15 protein-coding genes are annotated in these 16,200 nt (G+C 39.6%); 4 read left to right on the top strand and 11 right to left on the bottom strand.

The features are described from left to right. Nucleotides 1–89 precede the first annotated feature (89 nt). Nucleotides 90–1,937, top strand: coding sequence for a M2 family metallopeptidase (locus AC5NT5_RS06295; protein ID WP_335676628.1), 1,848 nt, complete (start codon nt 90–92; stop codon nt 1,935–1,937). Nucleotides 1,938–2,003: 66 nt separating this feature from the next. On the opposite strand, the gene AC5NT5_RS06290 is transcribed toward AC5NT5_RS06295, so the two are convergent. The 8 genes from AC5NT5_RS06290 to AC5NT5_RS06255 all read right to left on the bottom strand — a co-directional run bounded on the left by AC5NT5_RS06290 (nt 2,004) and on the right by AC5NT5_RS06255 (nt 9,488). Continuing rightward, nucleotides 2,004–2,807 (bottom strand): putative porin, encoded by an 804-nt coding sequence (locus AC5NT5_RS06290; protein WP_182712721.1) that lies wholly within the window; start codon nt 2,805–2,807, stop codon nt 2,004–2,006. 647 nt (nt 2,808–3,454) lie between these two features. Then, nucleotides 3,455–4,249: a putative porin gene (locus AC5NT5_RS06285; RefSeq protein ID WP_002962833.1), complete on the bottom strand. Its 795-nt coding sequence runs from the start codon at nt 4,247–4,249 to the stop codon at nt 3,455–3,457. A 199-nt stretch (nt 4,250–4,448) separates the two neighbouring features. Further along, a complete protein-coding gene (locus AC5NT5_RS06280) occupies nt 4,449–4,823 on the bottom strand; it encodes a PH domain-containing protein (RefSeq protein ID WP_007377979.1) in 375 nt (124 codons plus the stop codon). Beyond that, nucleotides 4,823–5,731 carry an ABC transporter ATP-binding protein gene (locus tag AC5NT5_RS06275; protein WP_007377980.1) on the bottom strand — a complete coding sequence of 303 codons (909 nt, stop codon included), beginning with the start codon at nt 5,729–5,731 and terminating at the stop codon, nt 4,823–4,825. Before AC5NT5_RS06275 ends, AC5NT5_RS06280 begins: the two co-directional genes overlap by 1 nt. After that, a complete protein-coding gene (locus AC5NT5_RS06270) occupies nt 5,728–6,555 on the bottom strand; it encodes an ABC transporter permease (protein ID WP_494514334.1) in 828 nt (275 codons plus the stop codon). The genes AC5NT5_RS06275 and AC5NT5_RS06270 overlap by 4 nt, the downstream gene beginning before the upstream one ends. 143 nt (nt 6,556–6,698) lie before the next feature. Then, nucleotides 6,699–7,880 (bottom strand): cystathionine beta-lyase, encoded by a 1,182-nt coding sequence (locus AC5NT5_RS06265; protein ID WP_494514335.1) that lies wholly within the window; start codon nt 7,878–7,880, stop codon nt 6,699–6,701. Between the two features lie 9 nt (nt 7,881–7,889). Further along, entirely contained in the window at nt 7,890–8,810 is a 921-nt protein-coding gene (nudC, locus tag AC5NT5_RS06260; RefSeq protein ID WP_494514353.1) for an NAD(+) diphosphatase, read from the bottom strand. A gap of 174 nt (nt 8,811–8,984) precedes the next feature. Then, nucleotides 8,985–9,488 (bottom strand): LabA-like NYN domain-containing protein, encoded by a 504-nt coding sequence (locus AC5NT5_RS06255; RefSeq protein ID WP_494514336.1) that lies wholly within the window; start codon nt 9,486–9,488, stop codon nt 8,985–8,987. Nucleotides 9,489–9,638: 150 nt separating this feature from the next. Here AC5NT5_RS06255 and AC5NT5_RS06250 point away from each other — a divergent pair, with 150 nt between their 5' ends. Both AC5NT5_RS06250 and AC5NT5_RS06245 read left to right on the top strand, forming a co-directional pair. Next, a complete protein-coding gene (locus AC5NT5_RS06250) occupies nt 9,639–10,262 on the top strand; it encodes a hypothetical protein (RefSeq protein ID WP_494514337.1) in 624 nt (207 codons plus the stop codon). Then, nucleotides 10,262–11,005, top strand: a complete 744-nt coding sequence (locus AC5NT5_RS06245; protein ID WP_494514338.1) for a DUF3307 domain-containing protein — start codon at nt 10,262–10,264, stop codon at nt 11,003–11,005. Before AC5NT5_RS06250 ends, AC5NT5_RS06245 begins: the two co-directional genes overlap by 1 nt. 281 nt (nt 11,006–11,286) lie before the next feature. Here AC5NT5_RS06245 and AC5NT5_RS06240 read toward each other — a convergent pair whose 3' ends face one another. Together AC5NT5_RS06240 and AC5NT5_RS06235 are read right to left on the bottom strand one after the other, a co-directional pair. Then, entirely contained in the window at nt 11,287–12,681 is a 1,395-nt protein-coding gene (locus AC5NT5_RS06240; protein WP_024595752.1) for a DEAD/DEAH box helicase, read from the bottom strand. Nucleotides 12,682–12,881: 200 nt separating this feature from the next. After that, nucleotides 12,882–13,721 (bottom strand): isopenicillin N synthase family dioxygenase, encoded by an 840-nt coding sequence (locus tag AC5NT5_RS06235; RefSeq protein WP_494514339.1) that lies wholly within the window; start codon nt 13,719–13,721, stop codon nt 12,882–12,884. Between the two features lie 474 nt (nt 13,722–14,195). Between AC5NT5_RS06235 and AC5NT5_RS06230 the strand changes: the two genes are divergently transcribed. Beyond that, nucleotides 14,196–15,398 carry a bifunctional alpha/beta hydrolase/OsmC family protein gene (locus AC5NT5_RS06230; RefSeq protein ID WP_494514340.1) on the top strand — a complete coding sequence of 401 codons (1,203 nt, stop codon included), beginning with the start codon at nt 14,196–14,198 and terminating at the stop codon, nt 15,396–15,398. A 58-nt stretch (nt 15,399–15,456) separates the two neighbouring features. On the opposite strand, the gene AC5NT5_RS06225 is transcribed toward AC5NT5_RS06230, so the two are convergent. Then, entirely contained in the window at nt 15,457–16,197 is a 741-nt protein-coding gene (locus AC5NT5_RS06225; protein ID WP_494514341.1) for an alpha/beta hydrolase, read from the bottom strand. Nucleotides 16,198–16,200 lie beyond the last annotated feature (3 nt).

Here is a 16,200-nt window from a genome sequence, read left to right as displayed (position 1 = left end):
CGAGTCGTGAGCCTTAACGCATTCATTTTATTGTTTTAAACATCACTGCTATTATCAACGTTTTAATAACAATAAATTAAAGGAATAGCATGACCCCTTTTAGATTTAAACTAAGTATGAGCGCCTTAATGGTAGCAAGTACTCTTGCTTTAACGGCCTGCGATGCGCAAGTATCTATTGACACTACCGATTCACCACACACTAAAAAAGCTGTAACAGCTAAAGATGCAAATACATTTATAACAAACACAGAAAAAGAACTAAGTGCACTTTATTTAGAATCGAGCCGTGCAGAGTGGATTTACGCAAACTTTATTACTCACGATACATCTGCTCTATCGGCTGAAGTTAACCGTAAAATGACCGAAACAGTCGTGCGTTTAGCAAATGAAGCTGCAAAATACGACGAACTAGAGCTTGATTACGATGCTCGCCGTAAGCTTGATAAACTAAAACTAGCACTTACACTTCCAGCCCCACAAGACGCTGATAAAACAGCGAAGCTTTCACAAATTGTCGCAGAGCTTGGCGGGCTATATGGTAAAGGTAAATACTGTAAAGAAGATGGCAGCTGTTTAAGCCTTGGCGACATGACCTCAAAAATGGCCACCAGCCGAGATTACAACGAACTACTTGATTTATGGCAAGGCTGGCGTGAAATATCAAAACCCATGCGCCCACTTTACGAGCAACAAGTAGCACTTACCAACGAAGGTGCAAAGGAGCTTGGTTATGCCGATACGGGCGCTATGTGGCGCAGTAAATACGATATGCCTGCTGATGACTTTACCACTGAGCTTGACCGTATTTGGGGCCAAGTTAAACCACTTTATAACTCGCTACATTGCCATGTTCGCGCAAAGTTAGGTGAAAAGTACGGCACCGACAAAGTACCTCAAGATCAGCCAATACCAGCGCACTTACTCGGTAATATGTGGGCGCAAGCATGGGGTAACATTTACGATGTAGTTGCACCAGAAAACGCCGATCCGGGTTACGACGTAACCGAGTTATTAGCTCAAAATAATTACGACGAACTTAAAATGGTCAAAGGGGCTGAAAACTTTTTTACCTCAATGGGTTTTGATGCACTACCAGAGACATTTTACGAGCGTTCACTGTTTGTAAAACCAAAAGACAGAGACGTGCAATGTCATGCATCTGCATGGAATATAGATAGCAAAGACGATTTACGTATTAAAATGTGTATTCAGCGCACGGGCGAAGAGTTCTCTGTTATTCACCATGAGCTAGGCCACAATTTTTATCAGCGCGCTTACAACAAACAGCCTTTATTTTATCAAGAAAGTGCCAACGATGGTTTTCATGAAGCCATTGGCGACACCATTGCCCTTTCGGTTACACCAGGCTACTTAAAAGAAATTGGCTTACTAGAGCAAGTACCTGATGAATCAAAAGACATTGGTCTATTAATGAAAATGGCACTTGATAAAGTGGCTTTTGTGCCATTTAGCTTAATGGTTGATCAATGGCGTTGGCAGGTATTTTCAGGGCAAGTAAAGCCGCAAGATTACAATAAAGCATGGTGGGAACTACGTGAAAAATACCAAGGAGTACAAGCGCCTATCGCACGTAGCGAAAACGACTTTGATCCGGGTGCTAAGTACCACGTTCCGGGCAACACGCCTTATACACGTTACTTTTTAGCGCATATTTTACAATTTGAGTTTCATCGCAGCTTATGTGAAATTGCCGGTAACGATAAAGCCATTCATCGCTGCTCTATTTATAATTCAAAAGAAGCAGGGGATAAGCTAAACGCTATGCTTGAAATGGGTTCATCTCGCCCTTGGCAAGAAGCGCTTGAAACTGTAACAGGTAAGCCGCAAATGGATGCAACAGCAATGCTCGATTACTTTGCACCATTACAAACATATTTAGATAAACAAAACGAAGGCCGCAACTGCGGCTGGTAAATAGCGCTGAATAAAAAGCCCGCTCAAATGAGCGGGCTTTTTATTCATATTCTAATTTTAGTTAAATTAGAACTGTAAACTTACATTTGCAAAGTAAGCATCATAATCAGAATCATCCCAGTTATTGCCGTAACCTGCTTCTAAACCAACATTGTTGTTGAAGAAGTGTTGAGCACCAAGAGTGTAATCATCATTTTTATTAACTGTAACAAAAACCGATGTTGCTTTGCTGAAATAGTAGTTAGATGCTAATTCCCAGTTACTTGAACCACCATCAACATCTTCAAATTTACCTTCAACAGTCAAGTAGTTACCTTGCTGTAAATCAGCAAAGTACTTAGCTGCTACTGCACGGTAATCAAACTCATCATCTGCTGTTACTGTGAAACCGATATAATCAGTGCTATTTAATTCGTGGTTATATGCTAGGTCAAACACAAACTGATTCTCAGCATCTTCTACATCAACAAACGTTGCTTTTAATAAAAGGTTTGGATTAAAGAAGTAACCTGCAGAAAGTTCAATTACATCCGTGCTTGAGCCAAAATCACTATCGAAATTATTGTACTGTGCACCTAATACAAAATCTTCTACAAAATACTCACCGCCAATGCTAGTAACATCTGCAAAATCATTATCACTGTATGCACCATAAACATTTGTTTGCTTATTGATGTACTCAAATTGATCGTAAGGACCTAACGTCGCTTTTGGAGAAAAATAATAAGTTGAGTCAACACTTAGTGTGTCATCACCATCTACATCCACGTATCCTACATGGCTGATTGATTGGTAAGTATCTGCGGCTATTGCAGTGGTTGCAGCGCTTGATAATAAAATGCTCGAAATGATAACGGCTAATTTTTTCATTTTAAATTCCCTATAAATATTACTTTTATGCCTCAGCTGTCTAGCCAAAGTCGGGGCGCATCCTAACGCCAAAAAAATGAACAAAAACTGAATAAGAGGTTAGATTAAAACCACTTGAAATGTAAATAATTACAAGTAAATGTAAACAACGGGTATCAATAAAATATACGTAACAATAGTCTGTCATCATTTAAACTCAAAAAGTAACAAATAAGGTACAAGTTGTCGCTAAATTAAACACAACTTAATTATTCGATAAACCTCATCAATATAACCTCCCTCACTAAATTTTTCTAATTTCTCAAAATAATGACTATAATTAATTCATTATTTCTGAATTTATAATAAAGAATAGGTTTGTATAAGTGCATATTTTTATCTGTTTTTTCCAATAACCATTATTTACCAGCAAAAAAACTCCAATACTCATTATTTTATAACTATTATCATCGACTCTACTTAATGGCTTTAATAACAATCTAGCCATTTATGGCAACTCTATTTATAACTTAAAGGGGTTATTTAGATGAGCATAATAAAAGCCGTAATTATGGTTGGTAAAAGATCAAACGTTTATAAACAACAAAGCCCGCTAAATTTAGCGGGCTTTTGATATTACTTTTGTATTAACTAAGTACGGGACTTAATTAAAACTGAAAACGCATGTTAGCAAAGTACGCATCGTTATCAGAATCATCAGCGTTGTTTTCGTAACCCACCTTTACACCAATATTTTTATTGATGAAGTGTTGAGCACCAAAGCTGTAAGTGTCTTGCTTGTTGTAGTTAGCAAATACAGATGTTGCTTTTGAGAAGTAGTAGTTAGTTTCTGCTACCCATTGGTTTTCTGCGTCATCAATGCTTTCGTATTTACCTTCAAAAGTTAGATAGTTACCTTGCTGTAAATCAATAAAGTATTTAGCAGCAACTGCACGGTAATCAAAATCGTCGTCTGATGTAAGTGTAACACCTACGTAATCTGTGCTGTTTAGCATGTAGTTGTAAGCTAAATCAAATAATGCGTAATCGTCGCCGTCTTTGTTTTCAACTAGTGTTACTTTTGCAAGTAAATCAGGGTTGAAAAAGTAACCACCCGTCAGTTTATAAAGCTCACTGTTAGAACCTGAATCTGGGTCTAGGTTTTCGTAAGATGCGCCAACAACAAATTCATTAATGAAGTATTCACCACCAACTGATGTTAAATCGCCAAAGTCGTCATCAGCATAGCCACCATATACGTTAGTTTGTTTATTGATGTATTCAAACTGATCGTACGGACCTAAAGTTTTTTTAGGAGATAAGTAGTAAATAGAATCTACCGCAACGGTGTCGTTGTTATCGCTATTTTTGTAGCTTAGGTTACTAATTGAATTATAGCTGTCTGCAGCAGCCGCAGTGCTAGATAATAAAATGCTCGAAATAATAACTGCTAATTTTTTCATTGTAAGACTTCCCTATGTACATTGCTTTTTATGCTCTAGCTGTATTGCTAAAGTCGAGGCACATGCTAACGTTAGGAAACTGAATGAAAACTTAACTAACCAGTTGTATTTATTAAGTTAATTGTAAGGAAGTGTTGTAAACTGTAAAATTAAAGTAGTTGCAACATCTAGTCAACAACTACTTAAAACATGTACCGTATTAAAGCGCGTGTTGGCTAATAATTCGGTAAACATCGTTAATATTATCGCCAGACTTAAACTCTTTACTAATTGGTGTTGGATCTGAGCCAACCCATATTTTTAGCTCGGCATCTAAGTCAAAATGGCCTGCACTTTCTTTACTAAACTTGGTAATTTTAGAGTAAGCAATACTCACCATTTCCATTTTAGAACCGGTCATACCTTGCTTATCAATTAAGATTAAGCGCTTATTAGTAAAAATAAACATATCACGTACTACTTTATATGCTTTTTCTACTTGCTCGCCGTCAATTAATGTATTGGCGAGGATTTTTTCTAAATCAGAATCGTCAACTTCGCTTGCATTACCCATAAGTCCGCTAAGTAAACCCATTATACTTTCTCCTGTTTAAATATTTGATTCTCTAATGTATGACCATTAACTAACTGCCTGTACTGCCAGTGTTGTTGATGACAAAAATTCAGTAGTGCAATATCAAGTGGATCGCTCGTTGGCTGATACTCAACTACATATTCTTTATGTTGGCTCATATACACACGACTCACACCTGCAATTGCTTGAAGCTGTTGCTCAACATTTTGATAAGCCTCGCTTAGCATTAATGTATAAAAGTGTTTATCGGTATTATTAGTTTTTGTTTGATGCTCGCTTAGTACGCCTTTATCTAAATGAAGTACCTGTGAGCATAGTCGCTCAAGCTCAGTTAAATCGTGAGAGCTTAAAATAAATGTAGCCTGTTCACTTAATTCTGATACCAGCTCACGTACTTCTCTGGCATGAATCGGATCAAGCCCTGCGGTTGCTTCATCAAGCATTACAATTTGTGGTGCGCCAATAAGTGCTTGCGCTATCGTAACGCGCTTGCGCATACCGTGCGATAAATCCCCCGCACGCTGCTTTGCAATTTCTTTTAAGCCAACTAAATCAAGTACACGTAGCGCCTCAGTTTGACTTTGCTTAGCACCCATACCTTGCAGCTTTGCATAAAAGGCGAGTTGCTTATCTATATTAAAGCGAGGGTCAAGTTGCGCGTCTTGCGGTAATGCACTTACTTTATTAAATAAAGCAGCGCTACCAGGTTTGTGCCCTAATATTTCAAGGCTGCCTTTACTTGGCGCAATATAGCCGCACAACAAACTAAATAAGGTAGTTTTACCCGCACCATTTGGCCCAACAAGTGCCACTGGCGCGCCTTTGTTAATTTCAAAGTCCACATTATTAAGCGCAAGTTTTGCACCATACGATTTACTCAAACCGCTAGCTGTAATTAATGGTCTCATAGTGAGCTCCTTGCAAAAATACGTTGAGCAACGCTTAGTAATACCGCTGTTTGCACAAGGGGAATAGTCACAGCGCTCAATAATGGTAAATTTTGCCCCGCTAATAGCTCTATTTGCACACCCGGAAATAAATAATCAAACAGGCCTAATGCGGGTATTTGCCATTGCAATAAACCAACTACAATACCGCCTGCTGCAAAATATAAAATTGCCAATACAATAGATAAACGTGATGAGCGAGCAAAGGTATTAATTAACGTCATTAGTGCTACAAATGGGCACAGAGTAATCACTAATATTAAAAATATAGAAAGCGCACGGGCAAAACCACCAGCCAGTAAACTTGGATCTCTAAAACCCAATACCGCGAGTGTAGCCACAAGCGTTATACCCACCAAACATGCTAATACTCCTAGCTGCCCTAAAAAACGGCCAAACAGTATTTCAAAGCGAGTGGAGCGCAGTGATAAAAACCTTAGTGTGCCGCGCTCTCTATCGCCTACCGTTTGGTCGCTACAAATAAATAAACCAAAAACGGGAAAGCTATAAAGGGCTATTAACCAGTACATAGCAAATTCGGCCTCAGGCCAATCCAATAATTTACTTAAACCAATAGAACCTGATATATCACGGGCTATTTGTTCAAAATCGGGCGCACTTACAATGCCTACTGCCTGCCCTATTGGGTAGCGCAGTATTATTAGCCACACCAATGCAAAGGCAGCTAATGCAATAAGTCCACGTTTAGTTAAAAACATACGTACAAGCTCAAATCCCGCTATTTGCGTTAATCGCCCTACGTTTATCGGTAATGGTGTTGCCATTGACTATCCTTAATGACTTTTTATTTTCTGTTTATTTATCCACACTAAGTGTAAACACCCTGAATTACCAGCAAAAAAAAGCCCACCTATGGTGAGCTTTGTAACAATACATTTAAATGTAATAGTATAAATTGCGATATAAATTATAAATGCTGCTTATAAACCTCAAGTGCTTGGCTTAAATCGCTAATTAAATCTTCTACATCTTCAAGGCCAATATGCAAGCGAATAACCGGCCCTAAATCCCAACCTGTATTTGAGCGCAGCCCTTTCATGGTTAAATTAGCCGTTACCAAACTTTCAAAACCGCCCCACGAAAAGCCCATTTTGATATGCTCAAGGCTATCTAAAAATGCATCAATCGCTTTTTGATTGCCGGTTTTCATCACAAATGAAAACAACCCATTACTGCCATCAAAGTCACGTTTAAAAAACTCATGCCCTGGGCAGCTTTCAAATGCAGGGTGTCGAATATGATCAACAAGCTCATGTTGCTCAAGCCATTTAGCTACTTCTATTGCTGCTTTTTCATGTTGATTTAAACGCACACCCATTGTACGCAGGCCTCTAAGTGCTAAATACGCATCATCGGCACTGGTACATTGCCCTAGTAAGTATGAGTTTTCGCGCAAGGTTGGCCAATACTTTTTATTAGCAACAGCCACCCCCATCATCACGTCTGAATGGCCAACAATATACTTTGTTGCAGCTTGAATACTAATATCAACACCGTGCTCTAACGGGCGATAATGCAAGCCGTTACCGTAGGTATTATCAAGCATGGTCATTACGTTGTGCTCATTGGCTACTTTTACCATAGCGGGCACATCTTGCACTTCCATCGTAATAGAGCCTGGAGATTCTAAAAACAACACTTTAGTATTTGGCTGAATGTAATCTTTAATACCTGCGCCAATGGTTGGCGGGTAATAGGTTGTTGTAATACCCAGCCCCACTAAAATTTTATCGCAAAAATCACGAGTTGGTTCGTACACGTTATCAACCATTAAAATATGATCACCGGTTTTTAAAAACGATAAAAATACTTGGCTGATCGCCGCAGCGCCACAAGGGTACAATGCACACCCTTCGCCGCCTTCAAGTTCTGTAATCGCTTCTTGTAGCGCAAAGTGTGTTGTTGTTCCTCGGCGCCCATAAAATAACGTTTTATCGCCACGGGTTTTAGCTGCATCTTTTAAATCGGCTACAGTATCAAATACAATGGTAGATGCACGCTGTACAACAGGGTTTACTACGCCATGTGTATAGGCTTTTTTTCGCCCTGATGATACCAGCTGAGTGTTTTTATTACTTTTACTCGACATTGTTAATCCTTAAGGGTTTGTGCGCCAATGCTCAATTAAATAACGAGAGATAGAATCGGTTCTAGGCAGCTTTAAATGCTCGCCTTCTTCGTGCCAATTACCAAATTGCTCTAAGTCTTCACGACTAAACCATTTTGCATCGTCTAGCTCTTCTTTATCTACGTTAATTTGCTCAGATGTCGCCTGTGCAAAAAAGCCAAGCATAATTGACGATGGGAACGGCCATGGCTGAGATGCAACATAACGTACGTTATCAACTTCTATGCCTGCCTCTTCTTTAACTTCACGCGCAACAGCTTGTTCCAGTGTCTCCCCTGGGTCTACAAATCCAGCAAGCGAAGAATACATACCAGTGGGCCACGCAGATTGGCGACCTAATAGGCATCGCTCTACTCCGTCAGCAAAGACTTTAGTAACGACCATAATTACCGCAGGATCGGTGCGCGGGAATGTAGGATGCTTACAGTTTTCGTTTTCACATACACGAGAATGCCCGGCTTCCACTGAACGGTTTTTACTACCGCAGCGCCCACAAAAACGGTGCGTGGCATGCCAATAACATAACCCTCTCGCAAGGGCGGCTATTGAGGCATACTTAATGGTTACTTGAGGCCCATATTGGCGAATATCAAAAAACTGAGCGCCCTCGATTAAAGGCGAAAGTACGCTTTCATCCAGATCAGAAACATCCAATGCAAACACACCATGTTTAGCATTGTTTAAACCAACAAAAATAGCACTCGTTAAATCTAAATGTGCCACTTGTTGATACGTTAAATAGCTTACTTTAGGAGTATCTTTAATAAATAGGGTTTGATTATTTTTAACTAAAACCCATTTACTTTGCACCGACATTTGCGCTTTAAGCCACGATGGGTCTTTACGAAAATTTGAGCCTCTATCTAGTGGCATGTTGCTGTAATGAAGCATGTAAGTCCTTGGTAACTCGTTATGCTTTAAAATTACCATAATCATTTAGCAAACCCAATTGATTACAGTAATAAAAAAAGCCTATATAAGGCTTAATTCATCTATTACGGCTTTGTATTAAAATCTCTCATGTTGCAGGCACTTAGCTTGCACTTTTTTAACTATTTTTTACTGTTAAAGTAGCAAAGTATTATCAATTAAATGAAATTGCTCTGCGCTTTGTTTTAATACCTCAGCAGTTAACCTGTCAGCACCGTATACATCGCACGGTACATTATATTGATTTTTTAAATGCCCAAGTAACAAAGCAAAGTCACCATCGCCAGAGAGCAAAATAACTTTATTAAGATTTTTACCCTGCTCTAACATGTCTATTGTTATGCCTACATCCCAATCGCCTTTAGCACTTCCATCACGGCGTTGAATAAATGGCTTTAGCTTTACCTCAAAACCAATCGCACGCAAAATATTTTGAAACTGATTTTGCTTTTCATCTCCTCGATAAATTGCATACGCAAAAGCACACTCAATATTGTATTGCGCCTCCATCATTCGCCAAAACGCATTGTAGTCAAAATTTTTCCCGTAACTCTCACGGCACGTGTAATAAATATTTTGCACATCAACAAAAATACCGACCCGTGGTTTCGTGCTTTGCTGCTCGTTTTGTAAAGTCATTTAGTGTCCTAGTGAGGATTAATAGCAATAAAAGTAACGTTATAAAATAAGTGTACCTTGCAATTTATATTTAAGTAACCTAAATTAGTTACATCCCCTTATGTAACCAATATTGGTTACATATTAAAAAGTAACCATTTTGAGATTTTTATGATTGGTGTGATCAGCGGCGATATTATTAAATCGCAAACAATCCCTAAGCAGCAATACGATGCCATGCTTTACGAACTAGAGCAAAGTTTGCGAAACATTTCGGGTGAGCAAACACTTTGGAATATATACCGAGGCGATGCCTTTCAGTTACAAGTTAATAATCCTGAGCTCCTTTTTAAAAATGCCATACTTGTATATTTACACCTTAAATCGTCAGGTTATGAACTACGACAAAGCTTGGCGCTTGGGCAAATAGATAACCCACGCAGCGATATAAAAACAGCAACCGGTTCTGCTTTTACTCTTTCGGGGCAAGGCCTTGATAAAATAGGCAATCAACGCTTTGTTTTTAATATTAACGAGCAGCAGCTCGATGAAAGCTTAAATCTTAATTTAGCTTTTGCCGACGTATTGCTCACTAAAATCACACAAAAACAAGCAAATGCCCTGTATGTCTATTTAACATCACCAGACAACAGCCACGCGGCACTGGCTAAAGAGCTTAAAACAAGTCGCGAAAACGTAACCAAACTACTAAATTTAGCGCACTACCAACTTATAGAGCACTTTATTAAGCACACACAACACGTTATAAAAAATATAATTAAAGGAGGTGAATAATGGAATTTTCACTTTTACTGGTCGCGCTTATTATTGGCCACTTACTCGCTGATTTTTACTGGCAACCTATGAGTTGGGTAAACGACAGAAATACCCGTCACTTTAAAGCCAGTAAGCTTTATTTTCATGTACTAGTGCATGGTGTAACAAGTGCACTCATTATTACCCTGTGGGAATACACATTCGGGTGGCAGCAACTAAGCAGTGTTTTAATTGCCACGGCGAGCATTATGCTCAGCCATTACTTTATTGATATAGCTAAATCGTATTCTGATAAAGGCGTGGTGCCTTTTTTACTAGATCAAATAGCGCACATACTCGTTATTATTGCGCTCAGTATTTGGTTAACTGATAACAGTAGCTTTATGGCTGCAATTAAAAATATGCTCACTGATCCCAAAATACTGTGGGTGGTATGCGGTTATTTAATTATTTTAAGTCCCAGCGCCGTATTTATAAGAATGATGTTAGAGCGTTTAACAAGTAACTTTTCAAGTACTGGTAGCTTACCACTTGCAGGGCAAAGCATAGGTATGTTGGAACGCGTACTTATGCTGAGCTTTATATTGCTTGACCAATTTGCAGGGCTGGGTTTTTTACTTGCGGCAAAGTCAGTATTTAGGTTTGGTGATTTAAGTGCAAGCAAAGATAAAAAACTTACCGAGTACGTTATGCTCGGCACATTACTTAGCGTAAGTGTTACTTTATTTGTCGGCTTGGGTATTAACTATTTAATCAGGTAGGCAATACAGTAAGTACAAATTACAGGCAATAAAAAACGCACTGCTTCTATTTAATTAAAGAAGGGAGCGCGTTTTTTGTATCAGCATTTAACTAAATTAATTATACCAATTCGCTTAATTAAGTGATCTATTTTGAGGGTGGAAAAACGTGTTGATAGCTAGGCAAAAAAATCGCTATTTAGTTGTTCTAAATGAGACTTTTTTAACGCAGGTAGCGACACGTTTAGCCCCGCAAAATGATTAAGTATTATTGCAGATTGGTATAAACGCCAATATGATCATTAATCGTTATTTGTGCGACGACGGCGTTGGCCATTACCGCCAACAGATTCACGCTTTGCCCATGGGTTTTGCGCGCTGTCATCTGTTTTAGCAGCTGGCTTTTTAGAACCACCACGGCGTGGGCCGGTACCATTACCACCATTGTTCGGCTTTTTACTGTTAGGCTTGCTGCTATCAGATTTAGGCTTATTAAAAGGCTGCTTTTTCTTAGGCTTTTTAGCCGGCAGTGGGCGAGCATCTAATGCGCGTTCAGCTACTGGATTAATAGGCTCAAAACCGTCTTCTTCAGCACGTGGAATAAGCTCACCAATAAAGCGTTCAATACCATATAAATCAACAGCATCATCAACCGTTACAAACGAAATCGCATGACCCGACGCACCAGCACGGCCTGTACGGCCAATACGGTGAACGTAATCTTCATATACATTTGGCAAATCGTAGTTAACAACATGCGGTAATTCAACAATGTCTAAGCCACGTGCAACAATGTCTGTTGCTACTAATACGCGTACTTCACCACTTTTAAAACCATCAAGTGCTTTAACACGTGCGCCTTGTGATTTATTACCATGGATAGCCGCGCCTACAATGTCATCGCGTTCAAGTTGTTTAACTAAGCGGTTAGCACCGTGCTTTGTACGGCTAAACACTAATACTTGTTGCCAATCGTTAGTGCGAATTAAGTGGCTTAGCAATGCTGTTTTACGTGTTTTATCTACCGCGTAAACGCACTGAGTAACACTTTTTGCAGTGGTATTTTTTGCTGCAACTGAAATTTCAACTGGGTCATTAATTAACCCTTTTGCTAATGCACGAATTTCATCTGAAAATGTAGCCGAAAACATCAAGTTTTGACGTTTAGCAGGCATTTTAGCAATTAAGCGTTTAATGTCGTGAATAAAGCCCATGTCTAACATGCGGTCAGCTTCATCGAGTACAAGCACTTCAACGCTATCAAATTTAACTGCATTTTGATTATGTAAGTCGATTAAACGACCCGGCGTAGCTACTAAAATATCAACACCTTTACGAAGACGCTGCATTTGTGGGTTAATTTTAACGCCACCGTAAACTACAAATGAACTCACATCAGAATGCTTAGCGTACTCTTCAACGTTTTCGCTTACTTGCAAAGCAAGTTCACGTGTAGGCGTTAAAATAAGCGCACGTACGTGATTGCTTTTAGCTTTAGGACCCGACGACAAGCGCTCAATAAGTGGTAATGTAAAACCCGCTGTTTTACCTGTACCTGTTTGCGCTGCTGCCATAACGTCACGGCGTTCAATAATTGCAGGAATTGCTTGAGCCTGAATCGGCGTTGGCGTTTCATAGCCCTTTTCTAAAACCGCATTAACCAAAGACTGTGATAAACCTAAACCTTCAAAACTCATATAAACTCTCTTTTAAATAAGGCTACATTAGCCAGTTGCGCGCATTATACCTGTAGTAGCTAAGAATGCATGCCATTATTTACGTTGCAGGCAATTGAGCATAGTTTATTAAAATTAAACCTGTGATTAAGTTGCTTAAAAATGCAAAAAACGGCCATAGGCCGTTTTTTGTTTATACTTAATTACTCTAAGTATTAGAGTTACTTAACACCTAACTCACGCAAACGTTCTTGCAAGTAGCTATCTGCCGTGTAGCGCTCTGAAAGCACAACATCTGGATGCGGGTGTAAAAATAACGGTAATGAAATACGCGATTTAGTAGATGCTTTACCCGTTGGGTTAATTACACGGTGAATTGTCGATGGGAAATACCCGCCCGACGCTTCTTGTAGCATGTCGCCGATATTAATAATTAAGCTGCCAAAATCACATGGCACGTCTAACCAACCGCCATCTGTTTTTTGAACTTGTAAACCAGGCTCATTAGAAGCTGGTAATACAGTCAATAAATTAATATCGCCATGGGCTGCTGCGCGAATAGCACCAGGCTCTTCATCACCCGTCATAGGCGGATAATGAAGGATACGTAACAATGTTTGCTCAGAATCGGCAATCATGTCTTTTAAATCAATTGAAAACTTAGCACGCACATCAGCTGGTGCTTCAGCCTGAACCCAGCTTAATAATGTGCCAGCAAATTCACTTGCTAAACGGTAGTATTCACGTACATCAGCTTCAAGCTGGGCAGGAACGCGACCTTTAGGGTACACATGAAAGTACTCTTTAATGTCTTTTATTGTAAAGCCTTTCGCTACTTCTGATACTGAAGGCGGAAAGTAACCGTCTTGAGTTTCTTTAGAGAATAAAAAGTCGTGCTTTTGCTCTGAGTTAAAAAAGTCTTGCCAATTTTCGTAAATAGACTCAACTAAAGACTGTGGGATTGGGTGGTTTTTTAAAACGCCAAATCCAGTATTTCTCAACGATTCAACAAATTGTGCAGCCGCATCGGGAGCTTTATAATCAACAGTAGGTAATTGCATTGTACGTTCCAGTGAATAGGTTGTGTGAAGTGAGTTGCTTTTAATAGTGCTAAATTACTTATATAAAGTAGCAAAGCCTTCATTATAGCGCTATGCGAGGATAGACAAATGACCTCAAAAACATAAGGACATATGTCCTCAAGACATGGTCACCGACACTTTGCTTGATCAAGATCAACTTATAAAAAAACGTTGAATTTGCAAGGTTTAGTAACTATCTCTGGTCTACTAGGGCGTGCTGACCTTTGGTGGGTGAATTTGCAGCAGACTGTTTGGTATTTAAGCAAGGCAGAGCCTATGATGTGTGGTTGTTCCCCATAAATAGGCGATAACGCAGCATAAATGCCAAACATGCGCTACCCTTTGGGTTCTTTCTAGGGACGATTAAATCGCCCCTAGATTGAACAAATTTCAATCCACAACGGTCAACACGCCCTGACAGAATATATTTTATTTGTGTAAATAAGGCCCCCCATGCGACAAAAAGTATCTTTTAAAAGCGGCGATTTAGAACTTGCCGGCCAACTTGAACTTCCCTCTGGTGACGTTAAGTTTTACGCGCTATTTGCACACTGCTTTACATGCGGTAAAGACATTGCAGCAGCTACACGGATCAGCCGTGCACTCACACAACAAGGTATCGCCGTACTGCGTTTCGACTTTACCGGTTTAGGTAATAGTGATGGTGATTTTGCTAACAGTAACTTTTCATCAAACATTCAAGATTTAGTATCTGCGGCAAATCATTTACGTGAACATTTTGCTCCGCCGCAACTACTCATTGGCCACAGTTTAGGCGGGGCAGCCGTTCTTGCTGCTGCTGAGCATATTCCTGAAGTATCGGCTATTACAACCATTGGCGCACCGTCAGATGCGCAGCACGTAGCGCATAACTTTGAAGCACACCTTGATGAAATTAACGCAGCAGGTGAAGCTAAAGTTAACTTAGCTGGTCGTGAATTTACCATTAAAAAGCAATTTATTGACGATATAGCCAAGTACGATAAAAGCCACATTAGTAAACTTAAGCGCGCATTATTAGTAATGCACTCCCCTATTGATGCGACGGTAAATATTAGTGAAGCTGAAAAAATTTATGCATCAGCTAAACACCCTAAAAGCTTTATTAGTTTAGATAACGCCGATCACCTTTTAACAAATAAAAACGATGCCGACTACGCTGCACAAATAATTGCAACGTGGGCAAACCGTTATGTTAAGTACGACAAAACTAAATACACGGCAAGTTTAACGGGTGGCAATGTACTTGTTGAAGAAAAAGACCATGTATTTACTCAGCACGTAAGTACAAAAGATCATACTTGGCTTGCAGATGAGCCAGTAAAAGTAGGCGGTAAAAACTTAGGTCCCGATCCGTATCATCACTTATTAGCGGGGCTTGGTGCCTGTACGGCCATGACACTGCGTATGTACGCTACACGTAAAAACTTACCACTGGAGCATGTAAAAGTAGAGCTTGATCACACTCGCGATTACAACAAAGATTGCGACGATTGTGAGCAAACAGGTAACCTTGAAGCCATTACCCGTAAAATCACCTTACGTGGCGACTTAACTGAGCCAGAGCGTCAGCGTTTACTCGAAATAGCCGACAAATGCCCAGTGCATAAAACACTACATAATAACCCTGTTATTGTTAGTGAACTGGTAGAATAACTGCCGTAAAATAAATATAGCGCAGGTAACACTGCGCTATGATTTAACTTTTATATACCTAACTTTTACTATCTAAAAATCCCTCTACTTCTTTACTCATTCTACCCACCAGCCATTTTGGCCCGCCATCGTACATATCGTTATGGCGCGATTTTTCTATTAGTGTTTGTGTAACAGGAAACTTATCCAGCTCTGAATCGTTTAACAGCACATCCGCATCAGCTGGGTAATCACTACCGCGTAGAGTAAGTACGCGTATATTTTTATTGCGTGGGATCAACATGCGGCGATGATCGAGCGTAATAATAGTGCTAACTTCATTGGGGTAAATAGAGCCATATAATGCGGAAATATCACCGCCATTAGAATGCCCAAATAAGGTGAGTTTTGTAAAGTCGTACGCTGGGTATTTACTCGCTAGCTCATTAACTAAAAACTTAAGCGTTACTACGCCACGATGCCAGTTTTCCATACGTGTTGTTAAGTAAGGCTGCTCACGATTAAGATCAGGGTCGCTTTTTAGTTCATGTGCAACGGCTATTGTTAAATATCCGTGCTGATTAAACGCATTACTGGCAAACGTATACCCGTTATGGCTAATCCCGTAACCTGCGTTAATAAACGCTACAGGGCATTTTACTTGTTCAGTGCACTTAGCATTGTTACTTGGTAGTGTGATATTGATAGGAATAGTGCGATTACGGCTTTCATCAGTCATAACGCCATCGTTTGCATAGCTTGTCGCGCTTATTGCTGATGTGCTTATAACTGATGCACTTAGAGCTAGTGCGCTTAACATAAA

It is taken from the genome of Pseudoalteromonas sp. J2K-J599 (genome assembly GCF_059295115.2).
Note: the sequence above shows the minus strand (reverse complement) of the source record. Positions and strands in the feature narration are given on the sequence as shown.

What these genes read in the sequence shown, in the direction of transcription:
- AC5NT5_RS06295 (WP_335676628.1), top strand. Translation starts at nt 90, where the DNA reads ATGACCCCTTTTAGATTTAAACTAAGTATGAGCGCCTTAATGGTAGCA.
- AC5NT5_RS06290 (WP_182712721.1), bottom strand. Translation starts at nt 2,807, where the DNA reads ATGAAAAAATTAGCCGTTATCATTTCGAGCATTTTATTATCAAGCGCT.
- AC5NT5_RS06285 (WP_002962833.1), bottom strand. Translation starts at nt 4,249, where the DNA reads ATGAAAAAATTAGCAGTTATTATTTCGAGCATTTTATTATCTAGCACT.
- AC5NT5_RS06280 (WP_007377979.1), bottom strand. Translation starts at nt 4,823, where the DNA reads ATGGGTTTACTTAGCGGACTTATGGGTAATGCAAGCGAAGTTGACGAT.
- AC5NT5_RS06275 (WP_007377980.1), bottom strand. Translation starts at nt 5,731, where the DNA reads ATGAGACCATTAATTACAGCTAGCGGTTTGAGTAAATCGTATGGTGCA.
- AC5NT5_RS06270 (WP_494514334.1), bottom strand. Translation starts at nt 6,555, where the DNA reads ATGGCAACACCATTACCGATAAACGTAGGGCGATTAACGCAAATAGCG.
- AC5NT5_RS06265 (WP_494514335.1), bottom strand. Translation starts at nt 7,880, where the DNA reads ATGTCGAGTAAAAGTAATAAAAACACTCAGCTGGTATCATCAGGGCGA.
- nudC (WP_494514353.1), bottom strand. Translation starts at nt 8,810, where the DNA reads ATGCTTCATTACAGCAACATGCCACTAGATAGAGGCTCAAATTTTCGT.
- AC5NT5_RS06255 (WP_494514336.1), bottom strand. Translation starts at nt 9,488, where the DNA reads ATGACTTTACAAAACGAGCAGCAAAGCACGAAACCACGGGTCGGTATT.
- AC5NT5_RS06250 (WP_494514337.1), top strand. Translation starts at nt 9,639, where the DNA reads ATGATTGGTGTGATCAGCGGCGATATTATTAAATCGCAAACAATCCCT.
- AC5NT5_RS06245 (WP_494514338.1), top strand. Translation starts at nt 10,262, where the DNA reads ATGGAATTTTCACTTTTACTGGTCGCGCTTATTATTGGCCACTTACTC.
- AC5NT5_RS06240 (WP_024595752.1), bottom strand. Translation starts at nt 12,681, where the DNA reads ATGAGTTTTGAAGGTTTAGGTTTATCACAGTCTTTGGTTAATGCGGTT.
- AC5NT5_RS06235 (WP_494514339.1), bottom strand. Translation starts at nt 13,721, where the DNA reads ATGCAATTACCTACTGTTGATTATAAAGCTCCCGATGCGGCTGCACAA.
- AC5NT5_RS06230 (WP_494514340.1), top strand. Translation starts at nt 14,196, where the DNA reads ATGCGACAAAAAGTATCTTTTAAAAGCGGCGATTTAGAACTTGCCGGC.
- AC5NT5_RS06225 (WP_494514341.1), bottom strand. Translation starts at nt 16,197, where the DNA reads ATGTTAAGCGCACTAGCTCTAAGTGCATCAGTTATAAGCACATCAGCA.